The 22,039-nt window shown below is 41.7% G+C and carries 19 protein-coding genes; all 19 read right to left on the minus strand.

Annotated elements, in window-relative coordinates:
* Positions 1-235: 235 nt before the first annotated feature.
* A complete protein-coding gene (locus tag BBBE_RS06040; protein ID WP_010701641.1) occupies positions 236-682 on the minus strand; it encodes a hypothetical protein in 447 nt (148 codons plus the stop codon).
* Positions 683-1,467: 785 nt separating this feature from the next.
* Positions 1,468-2,130 carry a lysozyme gene (locus BBBE_RS06050; RefSeq protein ID WP_010701642.1) on the minus strand — a complete coding sequence of 221 codons (663 nt, stop codon included), beginning with the start codon at positions 2,128-2,130 and terminating at the stop codon, positions 1,468-1,470.
* Positions 2,131-2,201: 71 nt separating this feature from the next.
* Positions 2,202-2,456, minus strand: coding sequence for a hypothetical protein (locus tag BBBE_RS06055; RefSeq protein WP_010701643.1), 255 nt, complete (start codon positions 2,454-2,456; stop codon positions 2,202-2,204).
* 305 nt (positions 2,457-2,761) lie between these two features.
* Entirely contained in the window at positions 2,762-3,745 is a 984-nt protein-coding gene (locus BBBE_RS06060; RefSeq protein ID WP_010701644.1) for a phage tail protein, read from the minus strand.
* Positions 3,742-4,866: a tail fiber domain-containing protein gene (locus BBBE_RS06065; RefSeq protein WP_010701645.1), complete on the minus strand. Its 1,125-nt coding sequence runs from the start codon at positions 4,864-4,866 to the stop codon at positions 3,742-3,744. The genes BBBE_RS06060 and BBBE_RS06065 overlap by 4 nt, the downstream gene beginning before the upstream one ends.
* On the minus strand, positions 4,863-5,387 hold the full coding sequence (locus tag BBBE_RS06070; protein WP_010701646.1) for a hypothetical protein: 525 nt from the start codon (positions 5,385-5,387) through the stop codon (positions 4,863-4,865). Before BBBE_RS06070 ends, BBBE_RS06065 begins: the two co-directional genes overlap by 4 nt.
* Before the next feature lie 133 nt (positions 5,388-5,520).
* On the minus strand, positions 5,521-6,984 hold the full coding sequence (locus tag BBBE_RS06075) for a hypothetical protein (RefSeq protein ID WP_010701647.1): 1,464 nt from the start codon (positions 6,982-6,984) through the stop codon (positions 5,521-5,523).
* An 80-nt stretch (positions 6,985-7,064) separates the two neighbouring features.
* Entirely contained in the window at positions 7,065-7,778 is a 714-nt protein-coding gene (locus BBBE_RS06080; RefSeq protein ID WP_035464712.1) for a hypothetical protein, read from the minus strand.
* 188 nt (positions 7,779-7,966) lie between these two features.
* On the minus strand, positions 7,967-9,085 hold the full coding sequence (locus BBBE_RS06085) for a N4-gp56 family major capsid protein (RefSeq protein ID WP_010701649.1): 1,119 nt from the start codon (positions 9,083-9,085) through the stop codon (positions 7,967-7,969).
* Between the two features lie 144 nt (positions 9,086-9,229).
* Positions 9,230-10,063 carry a hypothetical protein gene (locus tag BBBE_RS06090; RefSeq protein WP_010701650.1) on the minus strand — a complete coding sequence of 278 codons (834 nt, stop codon included), beginning with the start codon at positions 10,061-10,063 and terminating at the stop codon, positions 9,230-9,232.
* A gap of 416 nt (positions 10,064-10,479) precedes the next feature.
* Positions 10,480-12,333 (minus strand): portal protein, encoded by a 1,854-nt coding sequence (locus BBBE_RS06095; protein ID WP_192812782.1) that lies wholly within the window; start codon positions 12,331-12,333, stop codon positions 10,480-10,482.
* Between the two features lie 476 nt (positions 12,334-12,809).
* Positions 12,810-14,135, minus strand: a complete 1,326-nt coding sequence (locus BBBE_RS06100; RefSeq protein WP_010701652.1) for a phage terminase large subunit — start codon at positions 14,133-14,135, stop codon at positions 12,810-12,812.
* 305 nt (positions 14,136-14,440) lie between these two features.
* Positions 14,441-14,566, minus strand: coding sequence for a hypothetical protein (locus BBBE_RS07595; RefSeq protein ID WP_022708750.1), 126 nt, complete (start codon positions 14,564-14,566; stop codon positions 14,441-14,443).
* A 362-nt stretch (positions 14,567-14,928) separates the two neighbouring features.
* Complete coding sequence (locus BBBE_RS06105) at positions 14,929-15,258, minus strand: hypothetical protein (protein ID WP_010701653.1); 330 nt, start codon at positions 15,256-15,258, stop codon at positions 14,929-14,931.
* A 408-nt stretch (positions 15,259-15,666) separates the two neighbouring features.
* Positions 15,667-15,792 (minus strand): hypothetical protein, encoded by a 126-nt coding sequence (locus BBBE_RS07600; protein WP_275450431.1) that lies wholly within the window; start codon positions 15,790-15,792, stop codon positions 15,667-15,669.
* A 625-nt stretch (positions 15,793-16,417) separates the two neighbouring features.
* The gene (clpB, locus tag BBBE_RS06110) at positions 16,418-19,021 is read right to left on the minus strand and encodes an ATP-dependent chaperone ClpB (protein ID WP_010701654.1); all 2,604 of its coding nucleotides are present in this window, start codon (positions 19,019-19,021) and stop codon (positions 16,418-16,420) included.
* Between the two features lie 505 nt (positions 19,022-19,526).
* Entirely contained in the window at positions 19,527-19,727 is a 201-nt protein-coding gene (gene yacG, locus BBBE_RS06115) for a DNA gyrase inhibitor YacG (RefSeq protein ID WP_010701655.1), read from the minus strand.
* A 706-nt stretch (positions 19,728-20,433) separates the two neighbouring features.
* A complete protein-coding gene (locus tag BBBE_RS06120; RefSeq protein WP_010701656.1) occupies positions 20,434-21,063 on the minus strand; it encodes a Maf family protein in 630 nt (209 codons plus the stop codon).
* A 325-nt stretch (positions 21,064-21,388) separates the two neighbouring features.
* Positions 21,389-21,607, minus strand: a complete 219-nt coding sequence (gene infA, locus BBBE_RS06125; RefSeq protein WP_004857577.1) for a translation initiation factor IF-1 — start codon at positions 21,605-21,607, stop codon at positions 21,389-21,391.
* Positions 21,608-22,039 lie beyond the last annotated feature (432 nt).

Consider the following 22,039-nt stretch of genomic DNA (forward strand, 5'->3'; position numbering starts at 1 on the left):
TATCATTTAAAAGTACAACCTTTAATGTGCTTCAAATAATATGCTTCAAACCAACCTTTTTACTTAACCAATATTCCTTGAAATAAACATTCATTAGCATTTTATAAAACACTAAACTTACGCATCATCCATTTTATGTTTTACAAACTAAAATCAAATTGAAAAACATTCCTGTTGCCTCACATATTTATCTTTTATCGTGTTTTGTCTGTTCTCAATTCTTTTATTAAAGAATCTAAAAATGATTGCGCGTTTTATTATTATTTTCATCTTGTTCATTGATTAAACAATCCCGTAAGAGAAAATAATTTCCATCTCCTGGTCTAATCACTTTGATACATTTTTCCTTTGAGTTATCAGAGATCTCTTCCCACATTTCGCGAACGGTAAAATAGGCTTCACTTTCTAAGCGCAAGCAGCGTGAATAAACCTCTCCGCGTATATCCGGTAGAACTGAAGCAGCAATTTCTTTACAATAAATATACAAATCAAATGCTGGAATAACGAGCTTAATAGGCACATGTTGTGGAATCTGTTTTGTGAAAAAAAAGTGATCAGAAATTTTTTGAACTGCAAAATAAGAAATCAACCCACACAAAAAAAATGCAAAGAGAATAACAACAATCTTACGATATGCTTTTCTACGATAATATCTTAATCTTGCGTGGATTTTTTTGTTCATGAACTATCTGCCTTTAACCAATTATGGCAAATTTTGAACAGTAAATAAGCGCACTAAGCATAACGCTCCACAAAAAACCATGAACAATCAACAGCATTATGAATTGTCTTGCATTAAAAAGCAATCACCCGTTCCATAAAAACACTTATCTTTTCATGATTAATGAAGCCATAATCAAGAGCGAGTAAAGCTTTAATGATTTTATAGCTCTTTTAAGTGTTCTCAACCTTTTTTACTCATCATTTAATAAAACAAGCACGCACTCCCCTATCTCTTTATAAAACCCCCACCTCTTTTCAGAAACGATAGGTATTATACCATAAAGATATTGGTGCATATTCTTAACTCCTATGAGGATCAAAAATACCCTACCTTAAACACCATATCACCTCACTCATCTGAACCAACTTTATTGTTTGTGTCATCTACACTTTCTAACATTTTTTCTTTTGCCCAAAACGGATCACAACCATGAAACCAGCATGATAGTAACTGTTCTGTTTTAACCAAATGCACTGATCTATTCAAATGTTATGGCCATTAATAAGGGGTAGTTTTGTCCAATCCGCGCAAAACAATAAACCACTCATTTGGCACCCCGTCCCAAAAATGACAGATATAAAAGACAGAAAGTAAAAAAACTTTATCATTGATTTTCTTACGATTTTGAAAAGACAACATAGTTTGAATAAGCGTTTTTGTCCGTTCAAAAGAACAGCCATAAAAAGCCGCATTATGCGACAAATGATACAAGCAACAGCCAAACTTCTAATGCAACAATAAGATCACAATTGTTCTTCTCTCATTCGAGAAAGGTATACGAAAATACCTACAATCGTTGCGATAACCATAACGGCTGCTAAAGCCCATTGTACAGGCCCATATCCGGTAAAAAGCCCCGTTAAACCTGAAAAAGCCCCAATGACTGGTGCCAGAAATTCTGCTGTCAAAATAGAAACGTCACTTTTAGCTTCCACCGTTTGATAATTGGAACAAACATAAGCCCCTTTAGCCCACAATCCCGCTTCAGCAGCACGTCGGTGCACAAGACCTTGCAAACGTTGCCCGCCTGATTTTGTCCATTTCTGTAATTCAGCCGGCACAGCTTCATAATCACCTTTATTGAGCTTTTTTAAAAGTGTAGAGTTACAAAAAGCGCTTTCCCCCACATTATAGCAAAAGGACACAAGAGCAGCGAATTGCTCATCAGTTAAAGGTTGAGAAACCGTCTGTTCAACCGTTTGTTCAAATTGTGCTAAATCTTTTTGCAAAATGGCTTCTGCTTCATCTTTTGTAATCTTCATACCCTCTTGTACAACAGGCGCACCCGCCATGGACGTGTGCCCATAACCAATGGTCCACACATCCATAACGTCTTTGTAGGCCTCCAAACGCAACCCTTCCCATTTTTTAATTAACGCCAACCCTTCTTCTGATATTGTCCGCATTTTTAAAATCCTTATAAATTTCCCCAGGCGTTAATATTCACCACCCTAAATTGTTGCCTGACACATATTACCTATGCCTTGCTTGCAGTCCCTCTACTTCCATTGTCCTGGAGAATTGTTGTCAATTGTTCTTCTAAAGCAGCAATACGCTGCAACAATTGTGTAGTGATTTGAGTATTCCTTTTATCCTTACGTCTCATCTCTTGCTGCACATTCTTTAAGAGAGCATTTAAAGGAGCATGGCCCATTCTCCCACTGGCATAAAGAACCAAGCGAATATGTTCAGGGTCATCAATATCAGCGATAGAAAATGGAAAAAGCGCCATTTCGTTCTCTCATCCTTTTAAATGCTAAAAAACAACTCTTTTGGAAAATGCTTAAATGCCCCACAAACATAACCATCAACCCAGCCACTTAAATCAAACAAACCAGCTGCCTAACATTTGAGCAAACCACAAAGCCATCAATCAACCGCTCAAAAAAGCGAGCCTGTTATTTTCTCAAATAAGGTGTGACCCACCAATTTTCTGTGTGGCTTCTTAATATCTTAATGGAAATAGTGGAACGAAGAATCTTTACATATGTGCAATGTATTTAAGTTCTAGATTCTCATGCTTTCATATTCAAATTCTCATACCTTAATAGCGTAAACAACTGCCACATTGACAGGGCGTGTTTCTATGCCACCTGTTTTATTGATTGTAAATGTGTGCGTATGACTACCTGCAGGCTTTGTTAAAACCCGTTTCTCATAACTATGATATCTGGGCAAAGCACTTCCTCTAGCCGCATCTACCGAGAAGATCTGTTCTAAAAATTCATGCTTATGCTCACCCGCATTATTGATTTGTCCTGTATGCGTATGAGATTTAATAGCATCGTTTTGCCTGCTTCCCAAAACACGACCTTTATCAATCTCTCCTTTACTATCAAGCCCACGCAAAAACATTCCACGTAAATCAGGAACATTGAACGTCGTTTTTTTATCACCACTGCCCCATGTTTCACCAATAGCCGCAAAAAGACTTTTATAATTTTCACGCAAGTAAGCCTTTCCATCACATAAAAGCCATCCTTTAGGCAATTTTTCCATAGCAAAAGTCGCAATGAAACCTGCTGGGAAATTACTTACTGGTTTTGGAGCAGCTGCAGGTGTGGGATTGGTTAAATACCAGCCATCTTTATCTTCTCCGTCAATACCACATTGATAAACAAGTTCATAAAGACCGCCAGTTCGTATCTCTCCACCACTTAAAGGTACCAATCCGTCCTGTATCATCTTATAAACAGGCTGAGCAGGCAATTGATTTAACACAATGCTTGTTGTTGCAGCATTAATCCCTGCCGCCTTAAAGCGAACAACAATATCGTTTGTATAAGCTGCAATAGGAGACTTGGTAACCAGATGAATAGATGTATTATTTTCATCTTTTGGGGTGGTAAATTTTGCTTCAATTGTCCCGCCACTATCTGTTAAATATTCTCTAATGCGTTGCATCATTGCGCGCGCACTATCATTGACTGAGCTTGGTGGTTGTCCTTCTGCCCAATTAATGATCTCATCAGCACGTGCATTTTCATGCGCAACCAACGACCAATCATAAATCGAACTCATAGGGCCTGTCCTTGTTGTACAAAATCAATACCAGAAAAGAGAGAAAATGAAGGAGAAAAGCGTTTATTTTCAGGTGTCGTGACTTTTTCCATTTCAAAGCCAATTTTATCATAATCGACATACAACAACTGTGTTTTTTCATCCATATGAACAGCATCAGGATTTAAATGCAACAAATCCTGCGCCATCACCCCACGATAACGCTGGGGGTCTCCTTTATAATTAAATTCATAAAGCGGGTAGCCATTTTTCTCCCCCACAGACACAATATTGTCTTTAACTCTGGCATCAGAAAGACCCATAATACTACCAATTAATCCAACTAATTGCTGTGCATCACGTAAAGGATCTTTGGTGACTGAAGGCACTGTTACACTCTGTCCTGTCTGAGTGCCATAATTTCCAGCTGCCGTTGTGCCCACTTTCAGCAATTGTTCTAATCGATTCCACGCTTGATTGTCTTGCTCCATCCATTTTTCGCGCTCAACATCTAAAGCATGCTGGTTATTGGCATCTTGTACCATACCACCCTTTAAAGCATTACTTTGAGCATTGCTTTGTCCTTGATAGAAGTTGCTTGCAGCATTAATCTGATTTTGCGTAGCCTTATCAATCATCTGATTGGCATTCATCATATTCGACACATCTTGATTATATTGTTGTGCTGCTGCATTTGTTGCCAAAGCCCCCAACTCATCAGTTAACACACCGGTATGCGCCCCAGAACCATAGCGCCCCGCCCCCGCCATAGACTGATTAACAGCATCAGAAGTTTTAGAAAGTGCATTGTCTAGCGCATCATTAAATTTACTATTGTTTCCAATCCAACCACCACTCGCCATATCGCTAAGATTTTGTTGACTTTGAGTTGGTCCATTCAGCCACTGATTGATCGTTGGGTTGTTAAACTGGTTGGCAGCATCTCCTAACCCCTGAATAGCATTAAGCGTTGCATCACTCAAATCAGCATGGCGATCACCTTCGTAAACATTTCCTCCAATACCTTTATTATACAAATCAAGAGCATCAGAACTTGCTTGTTGTAAGATACCTTGCGCCCATATTGGTGGTGCATTTGTTTGTGTTGTTGTTTGAAATTGAGGGGTTTTTCGTCTACTCATGGGGTGAGAACCTTTCTATAATGAATAAGATTGATAGCATGTCCATGTTGGCCAAGCATTTTAGACCACCCAAACCTTCCCATAGTCAGCATTTCATCAGCGTGAATTGTGCGAGCCCATTTTTCAACCTGATCAACCAATTTGACCAATTTTAGCCCACCCTTTCCAGCAAGGTCTAAAATGACAACGCGTTTTTTTCCTGTGTGCGTTATTTCAATTTTAGTGATTGCGAAAGCACTAAATTGAGTTTCATTTTTTAAGATCAACCACAATTGCGCTTGTCCACCAGCAATCTCTTTTGCAACAGCATCCAAACACACATCATCGGGAAACCGCTTGGCATATTTTTGCATCGCCGCATTAATAGCCTCTTGATAGAGAACTATTTTTTCCCACGGCCATTGATTGGTAAGATGAATAGAATACAAATCTTGACTGTCTTGTTGCGTAGCTACATTTTGAGCTTTTTTTCCCTTTGGACAATCAATCGCAGCATCTTTTTGTCCAGCTGACTTAACCATTTGTCGCACTTTTCTTAAATACCTTCTGCCCATTCATCCGCCCTCGCACCTTATTTGGCCATTCACTCACATCCTTTGCCCATCCGTGCGCTTCCCGCACCCTACTTGGCCACTCCCGCATCCTTTAACAAACTCACCGCAAGCCAGCAGATTTCAACGCCACATCAAATCCCGTTATATGCGACCAGTTAGCCCCTTCAGGAATTCGCAACTTAAAGCGATAAAACCGCGCCCTCACACGACAATGAACTTGACCTGTATGAGAAGAAGGTTGTCGTTCTGGAAACCAAACAATTTTTTCATCGATTGATTGGCGCAAACGCATCCCCACAGACACATAAAATTTCGTACTATTGACCTGGGGCATAATGTTGCTCACACGAGTCATCATGCCACTTGTTTGTCCCATTTCTTGCGATGTCACCACACAGGCCATTGGCTCACCAGAAAATGACCCAAGCCTTCCTTGTTGATCAAACGCACCAAGAGCAGGCGCTTCATTTTGCCAAACTTTACTGTCGAGAGAAAATGGCAAATCATCCAAACTACAAGAAACCCGATCAAGCCCTTCCAAGCTATATCCAGCAGAAAAAATAGGCAAAATCATTGCAATGTCAGCAGTCGCCATAGACCACTTTTGTAAGCCCCAATCATAAATCAACAAGGTGCGTTCTTGCGTGTTCTCATCAAGATCGATCATCCAATAAACACGTGTATAAACACCATCAATCGCAGACCATAAAATAGGTAGGCTACTTTGATTGATTCTGGTAATCATAGTCCGATCGACTTTTTCAAAGCCAATGGGCGTAATATGTCCATCAATGGTAATTTGATAAAATCCACCCTCATCAACAAAGAAAGCAAGATCACCTCGGCACACAATTGATTCAGAAGTTTTTGCACCTCGTTTATCGTGAATTTTTTGAAAACTAAAGATGATCTTGGATCCAGGAATAAAGGACCCAGCATAAATAGCCGAACGCATAAAGATCAGTGGATTGGTCGTCTCTGTCGCCCCTTGCACATATCCACCATCAGGAAAATCCTGATAATCGCAGCTTTTCTTGCCTACAGTCCAAAATTCCGCATCATTTAACCCAGACCAATGCACACGTCGGGGGTGTTCAGTTAATTTCATTAAACAAACAAAATCACCCCAAACACGAACAATTCCAGCATGTGGTGGGTTTCCTCCTAAATCTCTAAAAGTTTCGTCATGATCAATATCTATAACTTGTGGTTTATCATTGGCATTAACAGCAATGACATAATCACCAAACAAAGCAAATGACCAAGGCGCATCAACATTAGCAAAATAACTCTTTCCCTTTTGGCTAATATCTTTCCACTGCATACTTGTATTATCGAGAAGATAGATTTTTTGTTCCGTCCCAACAATAATAGACACACCATTTTTTGTTCTCACAGCAATAGCGCCTAAAATTGCATCAGGGCAAGGCTGAGATAAAGGGCTAAAACTTGGCATAGGAATATAAGACCCATCAGCAGGCAGCACATTGATGAGATCATCAGTAAAAAGACCATTAATATCAGCAATATCAGGCCTATATTCAGCAACTGAAAAAAAAGCCATTTTAAAACCTCATAATCCCAATCATCTAACCACCCAAATCATCTAAAACCAAAAAGCACCTAAAACTTTTCTCCAAGTGCCTAAAATCCTGTTGGCATAACTTGTGAGCAACCCTTTTTGCGCGATGTTTCATAACGCAAAATCTGAAGCTGTTCTTGAAAATCGCCCAAAGAAACAGCAGCACATTCAGGATCTTTGAGAATATTTTTGTAAAGTTCGTATTTTGCTCGCGCTTTAATAAAATCAAAGGCGTGAGTAAACCAAGGATGATCTTCCCCCTCCATACCCCCTTCAGAAAAACGCAAAGAACTATAGGAAAAACGAACTATCCCAACCGTTTCAGGCGTGGGAAAAAGGCCTATTTTACGCTGACAATAAGTATAAAAAACAGGTATCCCCCGCGGCGGGTTGGATCCATAATCCTTTTGCAACAGCTTAGCAGTTTTATAGATAAGTTGTGTTCGTGTTCCACCAGCATGCTCTAAAAACACACCATCAAGAGCCCCCACAGTCTTAATTAAATCCTCCACCGTCTTAATCAAAACATTGTCGTCTTGCCCATACCACGTTTGCCCACTTTGTGTTTTGAAAGCCACCTCTTTGCGTTCATTGAAGAAAAAAGGTTCCCGTTCACATATGCGCAAAGCAGCACAAATGGAATCATAAATTTGAACACAATATTCACCCGTTGTATCATCAATCTCATCTTGAATAAGCTCAACCATGCGGGAAAAAGTTGTCGCACAGCTTAATTTGAAATCAAGAGGGTGAAAATCGACAGCTGGAATAGTCATTGGCATAAACAATCTCTTTGTATGTGTTATCTTCTCCCCCAACAAAATGCTCTGTTGGGAAAGAACATGTTAAAAGCTTGTTCAAGCACCCAAATAAACGGCGCCCTCACTTTAAAAACTCTCAATAGATACACCCCAATAGACGCACCCCAAGCTTTAAAGTTAAACACAAGCTAACTTTGAAGATCTCAAATAGATTTCGCATAAGTTGTAATAACGATTGTCCCTAAATCCTGCTTCCCTTGGGAGTGTCCATACAACTGAAAGACCGGTTTTTTCATCCCAATAATCGTTTTAGCAGCCACACCAAACTCACGTTCATAGTCAAAGAGCTCTTCCACCAATTTATAGCGTGTAGCCCCACGGTCTTTACCAAAAGCGATAATGGCACTTTGCGCCCCAAGTAGAACAGCACGGCGTGTATCCTTAACAAAATTATTGTTTAAAACTGTCTCTACACCTGCTGTCACATGCGCAGATTCACGCAAAATAACTCCATTATACATACCAAGTGACCCATTATAGATAGGGTTTTTCATGCGGCTTCCACTATAGATCGCTTTGGTAATATCAAGCCACTGGCCAGGCTCTGTATTGGTACGCAATTGTCTCACTTGCGTTGGGTGAAGATACATCACATAGACACTTTCTCCATCGACACGCACCGGTCTAATTTTTGGCATGGCAAGCTTAGCACGTTCAACCGCTTGATCGATCAATTGCAGATCAAACACATCGTTTTCATCTATATCTTCATCTTGCTTTTTTTCATTAGGACGTATTATACGTTTATCGGTCGGAGCAGTCGGCCTGTTAAACCCGTAATGGACAGGTTTTAGCTTAAACTCTCGTCCCTCAAAGTTTATCCTATCTGCCGAATATCCACACACCTGAATAAAAAACATCATGCTTAAACGATCAGCATACCAATCAACCAAAGCATTTTTAGCTTCTGCGCGTAAATTATATAAAACACGTTGCTGATCGATTGTTCCTTCATTTTTGACACGCACAGCATGAGAAAGTTCATTAATAACCAAGCGATCACTTGTAAATTTTAAATCCTCTTCTTTGCCTTCAAGCTCCTCCCCTTCACTAACACCTTCACCAAATAAATGCGTACGCAAACCAAAGGTAATAGAGTCACCACCTGCCTTAGTGGTCTCATCTTTCAACTGTATGATGCTATTGGAATCTCTCCCAATTAATGGGGCGATAGAAGTCGCTTTTGATATTTCCCGATTAAGTAATTTAGACCATGCTTTCACAGCCAATGAATCATTGACTTCGATACTAGTTACAGCCATTTTTTCCTCTTATAGTCTTGATTAAAAATCCGGCCAAAAGCCGGTGCCGAATGTTCCCCTATCTGATAACCAGATGCCTGATAATCAAAACAGCGGTTACTTAATAATGCGTTGTGTTTTTTGGCAGATTTCCACCTCTCTTTTTTAAAGATCCACATCGCCCATTAAACGGTTAAAAGCAGCTTTATTGTTGGGATCATCGATCCAAGTACTAAACTCTGCTTCAGACATTTTGTCGAGCATTTCCAAAGACATAGGCCCCTTTGGGTTCAAACCATTATAGGCAGAAAGTGTACGCGCAGAATTTTGTCTTTCCTGCACATGCTCAACAGTGTTTTGCATAGGAGCAACAGTATCAACAGTGTTACCTTGTTTGCTCATATACCCCATATTCTGCGCAATAGAGTAGATCACTTGCGCCGGATTTTGCTTACTTTGTGCACAATCGCGCAAGATTTGCTTCAACTCATTGCCAATCAATACATCAATAACTTTGGGATCGGCTCTTTCAGGGTAGAGAGAAGAGCAAGAAGCCAACTGCTTTGCGCGCATATCATAAACAAAATCAGCAGCTTGATCAAAATCAAAATGCTTGTGCTTAACAGCCGCAACAGATTGATTAAAAAAGGAACGCAGCTGCTCTGCCTCTGAGGGGGCAGTGGCATTTTGGTCACCTTGCGCCTGCACCAATTCCTTTTGTGCCAATTCCTTTTGTGCCTGATTTTGTTGTGCCAATTCCTGTTGTGTTTGAGTTTTTTTTCCCAGCCATTTTACATAACCCATAAAATCTGTATTAGGATCTGGTGGCGATTCATCCCCCTGATGCTCTGAAAATTCTTCAGAAACCTCACCTTTTTGAGAATTTTCACCCAAAGGCATACTTGCTTTTTCCCCTATCGCTCCACCCTCTCCATTTTCTTGAAAAGGATCCTGCATGAGTTGGTTTTGCTCTTCTGGTGTTAATATCTCTTCATCCATTGTGCTAACCTTCTTTCTTCAATAATACTTTCTTCTCAGACAATGCTTTTTTCTCAAACAATGCCCTTCTTTTCAGACAATAAGGTGTACCTCTTGCCTTTCCCTATCGCTTCACTTTTTCCACTTGTTTTTCAAGAAAATCCCCCATACGTGGTACCTAATCCCCTCACACAAGTAGGCCTCCCTCTCAAACAAAACTCCTGCCTCAACAACGCTCATCCCTCACACAATGCCCACTTCAGACAATAGTCTCCTCCCAGGCAATAAACCTTCCCCCTTTAAAGCGCTCACTCCTTTACGGTGTGCCCCTCCCCTCAAGAAATGCCTTCTTCCTTAAACATAAATCTCAACCTCCATCACCCCCCCAAACAACAAAACAAAGCAATAAGAAGCAATGAAGACACAACTCTTACCCTTTAAGAAGTTTGTTGCGCACTTTGCGCCATACGCAAAAGAGCTTGTATCGCTTGTCTCATCTCTTGTGTGCCTCCATTTTGCACCCCAACTTGTTGATCATCCTGCAATTGCCCCTGTTGCTGCCCAGATTTTGTAGCAATTTTGTGAATGAGCGATGCTGGTAAAGGTGAATAGCGCAATAAATCAAGCATAATATCTGGTGTTGCAAAATTTTGCATCAAAGGAAGCAACTGCGTAATCACAGCAAAGGTGCGCTCTTTTTCATTGGGGCTTGTTGGAGCATCATCCACCACAATATCATATTCCAAACTCGTAATAACTTCCCGTGTCAGCGGAACATACTGAGCATTTTCTTCCCCAGCAATGCGTACCAATCGCCCATCAGAGAGATAATTTTGAATAAGATAAAGAATAATTTTTCCCTGTCGTTGTCGATAGCGTCGCAAACCATCAAAGAAGGATGCTAACAAATTAAGTGATGATTGACGGCGCTGTTCTTCAAGAACACCCGGTTGGTTTACCGCACGTGTTCCAACAAATTCTGCAGACAATCCTGTAACCTGGGAAATAGCCCCCTTTGCTTCATTAAAAAGCTGGAAAAAGCCGTTGGGAAATTGCCCAGCAGGTTTTGGCTGTATTCTTCCACTAGCCAAAGCACCACTTTTAAGCCATGTAATCGTATCAGCTCTTGCCCAGCTTTCCATAGCTTGGCGATCGTCGTCAAAAGCATCTCGTTCAGCCATAACCCCGCCTTTGGACTGGCTATTGAGCAAATGCATCACTTGGCTAAAATATTTATTAGCCCACCGTTGTGGATCTTTTGCAGGTTTTACAACCCCGTAAAAATGTCGACTGAATTTATCAAAATAGCCGGTAATGCATTCCCACCCCAATTGATTTTGTGGCACCAATGGTTTATCAGGGGCTTCAAGCAATCTTTTACCCAAAAAAGCCCGTTTGACAACTTTTTTGGTCAATCTTGTTGCCTGGATATGCGGATTATTTTTGCGCAAAAATTGAAAATCTTCCTCAGAATAATCAATATATTGTCCCGTTTCCAGATTGAGAACTTTATAATAAACCTCACGTTCAAACCACCGACACTCAGCCAGCGTCACCATCGTGCGCTCATGATAGCTAAATTCATCGTCGACTGTATCCTCATAATTTTGTACACCATTTCTACCCGAGTGCGTTGAAACAAGATGGTGTGCCCAATCAGCATGCAAATCACTCCAATGAACATCGGGAAACATTTTTTGCGCAATTTCTAAAGGCTTTTCATCAATATACCATAGACGCTGCGCATCAATAAGATTAGGCTTAACAGCACTTGCATCCCATACCATTTTCATAGGATCCAAGCGTGCAATTACAGGCTTTCCATTAGGGTCATCTTCATAATCAAGCCGCGTATCAGTCCAACCCATCCCACAAATAATAGCATCTTGAAAAGCGTCAGAATCTTCATATTCTCCATCCGCCTCATCACGAAACCATTCAGCCGCTCCTGTTAAAATCTGGTTTGCCAGAGCTGCTCCTGGTTGCCGAGGAATAAACTGAACTTGTCGTTTATTGTTGCGTTCAGCCCCAATTACAGCATTCACCAAAGGAGCAATGCGGTTAAAAGTCATCACAGGTCTATTGTGTTCTCGCAACACAGCAAGATCTTGCTCATTCCATTGGCGCCCATTATAAAAGTTATAATCTTCTTGAGCGTTTTTTCGCCACTGTTCAACATGCGCAATATCTTCTTGATACCAGGTAACAAGTTTCTTAAAAAGCGCCTGATGTTGAAGCGTCTCAATCGAATCGATTAAAGATGTCTGTTGGTCCATTAAAAAGCCACCCATAATGTTAAAAACCATCCACGATGGTAAACTCACCTACAATGTGCAAAACCCCGCACAAACCTTAACCCCCACAAGCTCAAATCCTGCCCCCTCACAGTTTTCCCCTTCGTGGTCTTCACCCTTCTACCGTCAACAACGCCCATGTACTTCAAAACACCCATCAGATCCTCAAGCCACCATAAGCCCCACAAGCACTCAATACACCCACGAACTTTCAACTCTCATAGGCTCAATTCCTCCTGATCTCGCTCTCAACAAACTCAAACCCGCCCCTTCACGGTTTTCCCCTCAAGCCTTCCTCCCTCACAGCATTTTCGTCCCCCCATAAACTCAAATCCTGCCCCCTCACAGTTTTCCCCTTCATGGTCTTCACTCTTCATACACTTTCAAAGCATCCATAAACCCCACAAACCATGAGACGCCCACAAACAACTCATTTCCTTCAAAGTACCCATGCCCACAAGTACCCATGCGCTTTAAAAAGCCATCCACGAAGTTGAAGAACTCTGAGAAGAACGATAAACATTTTTTCGTGGCCGGATATTTGGCTGTTCATAAGCAACACACATCAACCCAAAACTATCAGCCCCATGGCTTGCCCAATCATGTTCAGCACCCAAACCAATATTACGCTGTTCGTCGCGTTTTTCATGGTACCATGCAAGCGCTTTTCGTCCCGCTGTTGTCGTATCACGATTAAACCATATAGCTGGAAATAAACGCCTCACAGCTTCAATACGCATTTTGACAGCGCCAACACCTTGGTTGGGAATAATTTTGGTCTGAAAACCAGCGTGTTGGAGAGCACTTTCAAAACTAACATTACAAACACGATCTTTTGTCGCCCCATCATGGGGCAAAACCATTAAAGCTTTGTCATATCCCCTTTGGCACACCCATCCAATATGCTCAGATAAAGGCTGCCCTTGTGCTTCATAATAATCGAGAACACGGATTTCGCGCCCAATAAATTGTGCAACCCACAAAGCCGTCGCATCAGCCTTTGCTCCCGTTCCACCAATATCCCAAAAGATCTTGATCTGAATAAGCGGGTCACGCGGCACATGAGCAATGCGTCCTTCCTGCTCAGCCTCAAGCAATAATTTTTGGTAATATGCCCCTTGCACAGCTTGTAGATATTCTCCTTCCCAAATATGATTATACTGCTCAGGCCTTTGTTTAAAATCAGCTTCTCTGGCACGATTGAGCCTATCCGGAAATTGAGGATTATCCCGCCAATTGATATCAGCCCCTTTGATATGAGGGTCCTTCACAGCACGAAATCGCTTTTCAACAGGGGCATTCTCGCGTAAAGGGTTCCACGTAACCCATAATTCACAATGCCAATTTTCCCCCTCTTCCCGCAAAGTTGGAATCAACGTTTGCCAAGCTGGCTCAGTAACAGGCTCAGCCTCATCAACCCAGCAAAGCAGAATGCGCCCCATTGACTTAATGCTTGCAATATTGCGATCTAAACCAGCAAATGCATAAACAATACGACCATCTTTTGATCTAACGTATTTATCACCAATCTCATAATAGTCTTTCAAGAAACTGTAAGATTCTATAGCGCGTTTAATTTCTTCTAGCGAACTTTCATTTAGTGAATTTTGGAACTGTCTTGCACATAAAATAATGCCTCTCTCTCCTGCCTTTCCATGCCGATATCCAACCACAGCCGACATCAGAGCAAAGGAGCGTGTTTTCCCAGATCCACGCCCTCCCCAAGCAGCACGCACATCAGCCTGACCAGAAAAAACAGGAATCAATTTCGGAATAAGAGCAATTTGAACGGTTGTCATTACAAGCTATCATTGTAACATCATGAGAATAACCCCATAGCAGATCAAACACAGTACCATCCCCTCATGAGGGCACAGCCCTCCACCTAATGCAGCTCCTCTTGCCCAGCGCACGCGGATCCTCCCTCAGCGCACACGAGACCTTCACCAACTACACGAAACTTCCCCCACCATAGCGAGCATCCTCACCATGCGAGGATCTCTCCTCACTATACAAACCTCTTTACCGCACGAGAGCCTGCCTACCACGTCATGTAGCCCTCTCCACTACACACAGCCCTCGTCCTAATACGCAGTCGTTCCACCTAATGCAGCTCCTCTTGCCCAGCGCACGCGGATCCTCCCTCAGCGCACACGAGACTTTCACCAACTACACGAAACTCCCCCACCATAGCGAGCATCCTCACCATGCGAGGGTCTCTCCTCACCATACAAACCTCTTTACCGCACGAGAGCCTGCCTACCACGTCATGTAGCCCTCTCCACTACACACAGCTCTCGTCCTAATACGTAGTCGTTCCACCTAATGCAGCTCCTCTTGCCCAGCGCACGCGGATCCTTCCTCAGCGCACACGAGACTTTCACCAACTACACGAAACTTCCCCCACCATAGCGAGCATCCTCACCACTACAGCCAAACTTGGTTGCACGGAAAACCACTGCCCACTATCAACAAAGAGTCCACATAAACTTAAAAAAACAAAACCCAGCGTTAAAATGTATCAGAAACTGTGCACAAACCACCGTCAACAAAAACCCCCACAACCAACAGAGCAAAAGTTTTCAGAAATATTTATACATCAAGAACAGATGTTTTACGATCATCCGTTATTGTTGCCTTGGGAGCCACCGGCACAATTTCAACACGCGACACTGTTTTAACATCGCTCCCTCCTTCTCCACTTACTTGCAGAGGCAAAACCTTTGCTAAAAGCGAGAAAAAAGACACCGGATTATTAACCGCATGGTACTCAAGATAAGACACCAAGCCATCATGACCATAATGATCTCCTGCTTTCGTAGCAGCTGCCAAAAGAGCATCTTTGAGCAATTTCGTATTTTTATTCAATGAGCCTTTAGGCCGCCCTCTTTTACGTACAGACATAGACTGTTCGTTCGTCACGTTAACATTCCTTTATTGACTATAAACAAATTTATTGCAGCCCCTTATAAAGCTTAACACAAATCACTCATTCATCTACTTTATGAAAAAAACTAAAATAGCAGTCAAAAATCAGCAAATGTTCTAAAACATTGACTTATTTTTTAAGAAAACTCTATTGTTTCCAATAAGGAGCCCTATCACCTCTAACAATAAGGACTTCCCGCAATAAAGAATGGACATCACCCAACCCCCACAAAGAAAAGCCCTTCTCATTTCATGTTCTAAACAACAACATCGTATCGATAATACAACCCACCAATAATACAACCCTCAAAGAAATGACCACGTAATAAAAGTAAAAAAACTCCCCTCTTAAGATATTCTATACCCAAAGACCCGTAAAACCACCTTAGTCATTCCCCTTCATCAATATCGCCCACTACCAATAATCTCCCCACCATAAATCCCCAAAATCCCACACCAAAATGACAAGCAAACAATCCTCCCATCAGGGGGCAAAACCATCAGCGCATCCAAAAGAACTTGAGACAAACACAAAACTCAATCACAAAAAATGATACGCAAACTATAATAAATCTAAAATAACAAGAAAAACTCTAAACACGCCACAAATAAGGCCCAGACATAAGCCACCAAAAACCTCTCCGGCCCACCTACCCCAAACGTTGTAAAAAAACTGTCACTTAAAAAAAACTCTCACCCAAACGACAAATGCTTGATAAGCGACTTACCCTTCACGCTCACCTCTCGAAGCCCTTTTCATAAGGAAGGCAGTCAAATTACCAACGTCCCACAAACTACCAACGTCCCAACGTTTTCAAACACTCCCTGCCATGTTTTTAAACACCCCCACGTAGCCAACGCCTCTATACTCTGGATATTCCGGCACCCCCATCTTCTCGATAGTGCCATATTCCCGACATTTCACCCACATTTGTTATGAAATCACCACTTTTCATGAAATCTCATCTACATTAATCGCCACCACAATTACAGCCACGATTACAGCGCATAAAACCTCGCGCGGCAGACACCATCTCCGCGAGAACTCATTTTCCAAATATTTATGAATGAGAGATACAATTGTGATTATGCTATAATGATATCAGTTTACGTTCACCTTGTCAACTCTCATCAACTTTTTTCTCTTTTGATTTTAAGCACTTGTGGGCTGCCCCGTACCCGTGATGGGAGAAAAAGTCAAACGATCGCCTGTTTTTATAATAGCAACTGCTGTTTCATCGTGGATAGTCCCAAGTAAAATATCTTCAGCCAAAGGATCTTGAATTTCCTTTTGTATAATGCGCTTTAAAGGCCGCGCTCCATAAAGCGGGTCATAGCCCTTATTGGCTAAGAATTCTTTTGCTTCTTGTTCGATCTGCACTGTAATTTTGCGCTCATTGAGCAAATTTTGTAAGTGTTTGACCTGAATATCAACAATTGCTTCCATATCTTTGCGCTGCAATCTCTCAAAGAGAATAATTTCATCAACTCGGTTTAAAAATTCAGGCCGAAATGCTGCTTTAACAATACGCATAACATCATCTCTGGCCGCACCAGTTACTTGTCCTTCAGGCAGAGCCGTTAAAATATCAGCCCCAAGGTTAGAAGTCATAATGAGTAAGGTATTACGAAAATCAACTGTCCGCCCTTGGCTATCAGTTAAACGTCCTTCATCAAGCACTTGTAATAAGAGATTAAAGATATCAGGATGCGCTTTTTCAATTTCGTCAAAAAGAATAACTTGATAGGGTCTGCGTCTTACAGCTTCTGTCAACACACCGCCTTCTTCATATCCAACATATCCAGGGGGCGCACCAATCAGCCGTGCACCGGCATGTTTTTCCATATATTCAGACATATCAATACGCAACATTGCGTTAGAGTCTTGGAATAAAAAAGCCGCAAGCGCCTTTGTTAATTCAGTTTTTCCAACACCAGTTGGTCCCAAAAACATGAAAGACCCAATAGGCCGGTTGGGGTCTTGCAATCCAGCACGGGCACGGCGCACAGCACGAGCCACAGCCTGAACAGCATCTTTTTGCCCCACAACACGTTGGCTGATCTCATCTTCCATACGTAACAACCGCTCACGTTCTGCCTCAAGCATCCGATCAACAGGAACCCCCGTCCAACGCGAAACGATCTGCGCCACATGCTCAGCCATCACAACTTCTTCAATCAGATTATTGCGTTGCTCATCATTTTCAGCAGCATTTAATTGTTTTTCAAGATCAGGGATCACACTATAGGCTAATTCTCCAGCCTGTTGAAATTGGCCATTACGCTGTGCAATAGCCAAAGCATTTCGTGCCTCTTCGAGCCTTTTTTTCAAATCAGCGGCATGTCCCAATTTTTGTTTTTCAGCCTGCCAGGCTTGCGTCATTTCAGTAGACTGTTTTTCCAATGTATCAAGCTCAGTTTCCACCGTTTGCAAACGCTCTTTTGCAGTAGGATCAACCTCTGTTTTCAAAGCTTCTCGCTCAATCTTTAACTGCAAAATTCGCCGATCAATATGGTCAAGCTCTTCTGGCTTGGAATCAACCTGCATACGCAACCGCGCCGCAGCCTCATCAATCAGGTCAATCGCTTTATCAGGCAAGAAGCGATCGGTAATATACCGGTTTGAAAGGCGTGCAGCAGCAATCAAAGCACTATCAGCCAAGCGCACCTTGTGGTGTTGCTCATATTTTTCTTTAATCCCACGTAAAATAGAAATCGTATCATCAAGTGTCGGCTCAGGCACAAAAACGGGCTGGAAGCGGCGTGCTAAAGCAGCATCCTTTTCTACATATTTACGATATTCCTCAAGCGTTGTCGCCCCAATACAATGGAGCTCACCCCGGGCCAAAGCAGGTTTAAGTAAATTGGAAGCATCCATAGGCCCGTCAGACTTTCCAGCACCAACAAGATTATGTAATTCATCAATAAATAAAATGATCTGCCCATTTTCAGCTTGCACATCTGCCAAAACGGCTTTCAAACGTTCTTCAAATTCACCACGATATTTTGCCCCCGCAATAAGCGCCCCCATATCAAGCGCATAAAGATGTTTATCACGCAAGGTTTCAGGAACATCCCCATTGACAATACGCAGTGCCAAACCTTCAACAATTGCAGTTTTCCCAACACCAGGCTCTCCGATAAGAACAGGGTTATTCTTAGTCCGGCGTGATAAAACCTGAATAGCCCGGCGAATCTCTTCCTCCCGACCAATAACAGGGTCAAGCTTGCCTTCCCGTGCATCTTTTGTTAAATCACGTGCATATTTTTCCAAGGCGTTATATTGACTTTCAGCATGCGCACTTGTTGCTGTTTTTCCTTTTCGCATTGTATTAATCGCATGATTAAGAGCCTGTGGTGTCACCCCTGCATTGGATAAAATATCGGCAGTTTTAGCTGTTTTTTCCATAACAAGCGCTTGCAAAACACGTTCCACAGTCACAAACTGATCACCAGCCTTTTGCGCCAAATCCTCAGCCATCCTTAACACTTTTGCCAAAGGCTGCGACATATAGAGCTGGCCATTTCCCCCCTGTACTTTAGGTAAAGCATCAAGCGCCACTTTGAGCGCACTTTCAAGTGCAGGCAAATCACCCCCAGCTTTCTGGATCAAAGAAACAGCCAAACCTTGACCATCCTCCAACAGTGCTTTCAAAAAGTGCTCAGGCATAAATTGCTGATGATCAGAAGCAAGAGCACTGCCTTGTGCTGTTTGTAAAAACATTTGCAGCTGTTCACTATATTTATCCACGTTCATTGTTTTTCCTTCTCTTGCACTCTTACATGTCCATCCTTAAAGACATCGCTTCAAAGGATCCTCTCAAAAATTACACTCGAATTGTTCATACGACATAATAAACAATCACCCGCTGTAACAAATGAATACACTGTAACCAAACTGTCACACCTTAGAATATGGGTTCTCACAATAATCATGGCAAGAGGGAAACGTACTAATCATGGCAAAAGGCAAGCAAATAATAAGTATAACAAAAAGAGGATAAGCAACAACATTATTTAAAAGCATAATAATGTGTATAAAAATGCACCTTTTCTCAAGTTTTCTTTTATTCTACCACGCTTTTTTACGCTACTTTTATTTTATTCAATTATTTTACTCTATTTTCATGCTATTCCATTTTTACTCTAAGCTATTTTTACTCTAATCCATCACTTATTCCACTATAGTGGATGTACATTCTCCTCCATTAACAATGTAACTTTTGCCAATCTTTTATTCTTCCTCACCTGCTTTACCTGTATTATTCTTCTTCATCTGTATTGTGTGGTGGTGGTGGTAAAATATAAGCACCTGAAAGCCACCGATTTAAATCAATTGCTCGGCACCGTGAGGAACAGAAAGGATAAGAATCCTGCTGTGACATTTTTCCGCATTCTGGACAAGGGCGCGATGGACGCCGTGGTGTTGATTGTTCCTGCATCGTTTCTCCTTTTTTATGCATTTGCCTTCCCCTTATACATTATCTCCCTTTTTCCACCCCCTCAAATTCATCCTCCCCCTCTCATCCATATGTACTCCCCCTTACCGTACATTATTTCTTTCCTCCAGATCCATTCTCTCAAATCAAAACCCTCGGCATTTTCGCCGCAGTATTCCACCACACCAACGCAACCAACCTTACTCCAACCCTCTCTCGCTCCCTAACCTCTTACACAAGCGCCCAACACTTCTCCCCCAACACCTCACTCACCTTACAACACCTCCTCCTCACCTCTCACACTATACACACATACCCCATCCTTCCCCAACATCCTTCCCACGCACACTAACCCACACAGCCCACCTTTTCTCAACTCATCCCCTCCAAAGCATCTCAGTACACATTCCATCCTCCAGATCCGCCCTCTCAAACAAAAACCCTTAGATCTTCTCCCCAACATTCCATCACACCAACACACCCAACTACCCCCAACCAACCTCGCTTGACTTCCTAAAACCTTATCCCCGTCCTCTCACACCCTTCCTCCACCAATGCAACCAACTTTGCCTCCACTTCTCCCTTACTCGCACATCTCTCCTTTATTCCCGCACATCATTTACCTTTTCACGTGCACCTCTCTTCACCAACATAACACTCTCCCCCACCTACTACCCTCCTTTTGCACTATCTAAGCAGCGCTTCAGTCCTCTTATTTTCAATGCATATTTTAAGTCCACTTAGAAAGAACAGGGTAATGATAAGCTGTTAAAAGGTCCATCGTTTGAGCCAACGGCAAACCAACCACATTAGAATAAGAACCAGAAATATTGGTAACAAAAACCCCAGCTTTTCCTTGAATAGCATAACCTCCAGCTTTTCCTTCCCACTCTCGGCAAGCTAGATAAGCCTCAATCATTGAAGGGGTCAAACATCGAAAACGAACACAACTTTTGACTAATTGAACAGTTTTTCTCCCACATTCGTCTACAATACAAACAGCACTATATACGTTGTGAACACACCCTGACAGCAAGCGCAAACATTCATAGGCTTCCTCTTTTCCACCGGGTTTAGGAAGAATAATGCGCCCAACAGCAACAACAGTATCGGCAGCTAAGATCAAGCATTTTTTCGACGACACAACATGTTGGCTATTATGATCACAGCATAACAGGCTGTCATAAGCTTTGAGCGCTTTTTCACATGCTAGGCGTTTTGCTAGATGAGCAGGGTGCTCTTTTGGCTTTGGCGTTTCATCAATCATAGCCGCATAAACCCGGCTGGGATCAACACCAATTTGCGCTAAAAGTTCTAAACGACGCGGTGAAGCAGAAGCAAGTACCAAATCGATTTCCATAGTGAAAACCCCTTTGAGATTGCGTTAAAATGCATCACCTGACTTTATTTTGAAACTCTTTCCTCTACAAAAGAATCTTTTTAAAGCCATCAGATTTTTTTAAATCACGAAACTTTATTACGTAACACCTTACACCACACCCTTACTTTGCTTATAGCCCACTTATGCCCCCACACTTATGCCCCCATCAACACGTGGAGTTTTTTAAACTCATGCACTAGATTGTTCTGAAATTTCTCATTTTTGAACAATTTTGCGAATTTTTACTTTAGGCAATTTTCATTGAAGCAATTGGAAAGTTTTGGGAAAGCAACGTCTGTATCCCTTATTTATAGCGATATGTAATACGCCCTTTTGTCAAATCATAAGGGGTCATCTCAACCATAATTTTATCACCAGCCAACACACGAATACGGTTTTTACGCATTCTTCCAGCCGTATGAGCAATAATTTCGTGATCATTTTCTAGTTTTACGCGAAACATTGCATTAGGCAAGAGCTCGGTTACAATACCAGAAAATTCCAAAACTTCTTCTTTGGACATAAATAAATAACTTTCTTTATATAGTGAATTGATTGGATTTTATTTTACTGACTTTATTTTTATTTTTCTGACTTTATAATGCAAATTTAATGTAAATTCATTGATTGCTTACATTGCAAATTATTGGAGGATACTCATATCGTATTTTTACAGTTTTGTGAACAGGGATTTAACAAAGAATGAGATTTTCCTTTATATTTATTAACAACCCTGTTTGACTTAAGGCTTTCGTGCCTGTTTTGATTTAAGAGTTTTGATCTTAAAAATCTTACTTTCCAATTCCTTTCCAGCCTTATTTTGCAAATCCCATTCTCTAGCTCCTTCTCATACGCCTACTCAACATCCTTTTTTTCCAACACTCACACTTCCCTTATCTCCATACCCCTCTCCCCTCACAGCTTTTTTTCTCCTTACCTTTCGCGCCTCCCCACA

The organism is Bartonella bovis 91-4, from assembly GCF_000384965.1.
GTDB classification, from domain to species: Bacteria; Pseudomonadota; Alphaproteobacteria; order Rhizobiales; family Rhizobiaceae; genus Bartonella; species Bartonella bovis.

Excerpts from the sequence above, each read along its gene's own strand:
- yacG (WP_010701655.1), bottom strand. The coding sequence starts at position 19,727 with ATGCATAAAAAAGGAGAAACGATGCAGGAACAATCAACACCACGGCGT.
- BBBE_RS06070 (WP_010701646.1), bottom strand. The coding sequence starts at position 5,387 with ATGGTTAAGTCAGCTGGACAAAAAGATGCTGCGATTGATTGTCCAAAG.
- BBBE_RS07595 (WP_022708750.1), bottom strand. The coding sequence starts at position 14,566 with ATGGTGAGGAGAGACCCTCGCATGGTGAGGATGCTCGCTATGGTGGGG.
- BBBE_RS06095 (WP_192812782.1), bottom strand. The coding sequence starts at position 12,333 with ATGGGTGGCTTTTTAATGGACCAACAGACATCTTTAATCGATTCGATT.
- BBBE_RS06085 (WP_010701649.1), bottom strand. The coding sequence starts at position 9,085 with ATGGCTGTAACTAGTATCGAAGTCAATGATTCATTGGCTGTGAAAGCA.
- BBBE_RS06040 (WP_010701641.1), bottom strand. The coding sequence starts at position 682 with ATGAACAAAAAAATCCACGCAAGATTAAGATATTATCGTAGAAAAGCA.
- clpB (WP_010701654.1), bottom strand. The coding sequence starts at position 19,021 with ATGAACGTGGATAAATATAGTGAACAGCTGCAAATGTTTTTACAAACA.
- BBBE_RS06100 (WP_010701652.1), bottom strand. The coding sequence starts at position 14,135 with ATGACAACCGTTCAAATTGCTCTTATTCCGAAATTGATTCCTGTTTTT.
- BBBE_RS06075 (WP_010701647.1), bottom strand. The coding sequence starts at position 6,984 with ATGGCTTTTTTTTCAGTTGCTGAATATAGGCCTGATATTGCTGATATT.
- BBBE_RS06080 (WP_035464712.1), bottom strand. The coding sequence starts at position 7,778 with ATGACTATTCCAGCTGTCGATTTTCACCCTCTTGATTTCAAATTAAGC.
- BBBE_RS06055 (WP_010701643.1), bottom strand. The coding sequence starts at position 2,456 with ATGGCGCTTTTTCCATTTTCTATCGCTGATATTGATGACCCTGAACAT.
- BBBE_RS06050 (WP_010701642.1), bottom strand. The coding sequence starts at position 2,130 with ATGCGGACAATATCAGAAGAAGGGTTGGCGTTAATTAAAAAATGGGAA.
- BBBE_RS06060 (WP_010701644.1), bottom strand. The coding sequence starts at position 3,745 with ATGAGTTCGATTTATGATTGGTCGTTGGTTGCGCATGAAAATGCACGT.
- infA (WP_004857577.1), bottom strand. The coding sequence starts at position 21,607 with ATGTCCAAAGAAGAAGTTTTGGAATTTTCTGGTATTGTAACCGAGCTC.
- BBBE_RS06120 (WP_010701656.1), bottom strand. The coding sequence starts at position 21,063 with ATGGAAATCGATTTGGTACTTGCTTCTGCTTCACCGCGTCGTTTAGAA.
- BBBE_RS06065 (WP_010701645.1), bottom strand. The coding sequence starts at position 4,866 with ATGAGTAGACGAAAAACCCCTCAATTTCAAACAACAACACAAACAAAT.
- BBBE_RS06090 (WP_010701650.1), bottom strand. The coding sequence starts at position 10,063 with ATGGATGAAGAGATATTAACACCAGAAGAGCAAAACCAACTCATGCAG.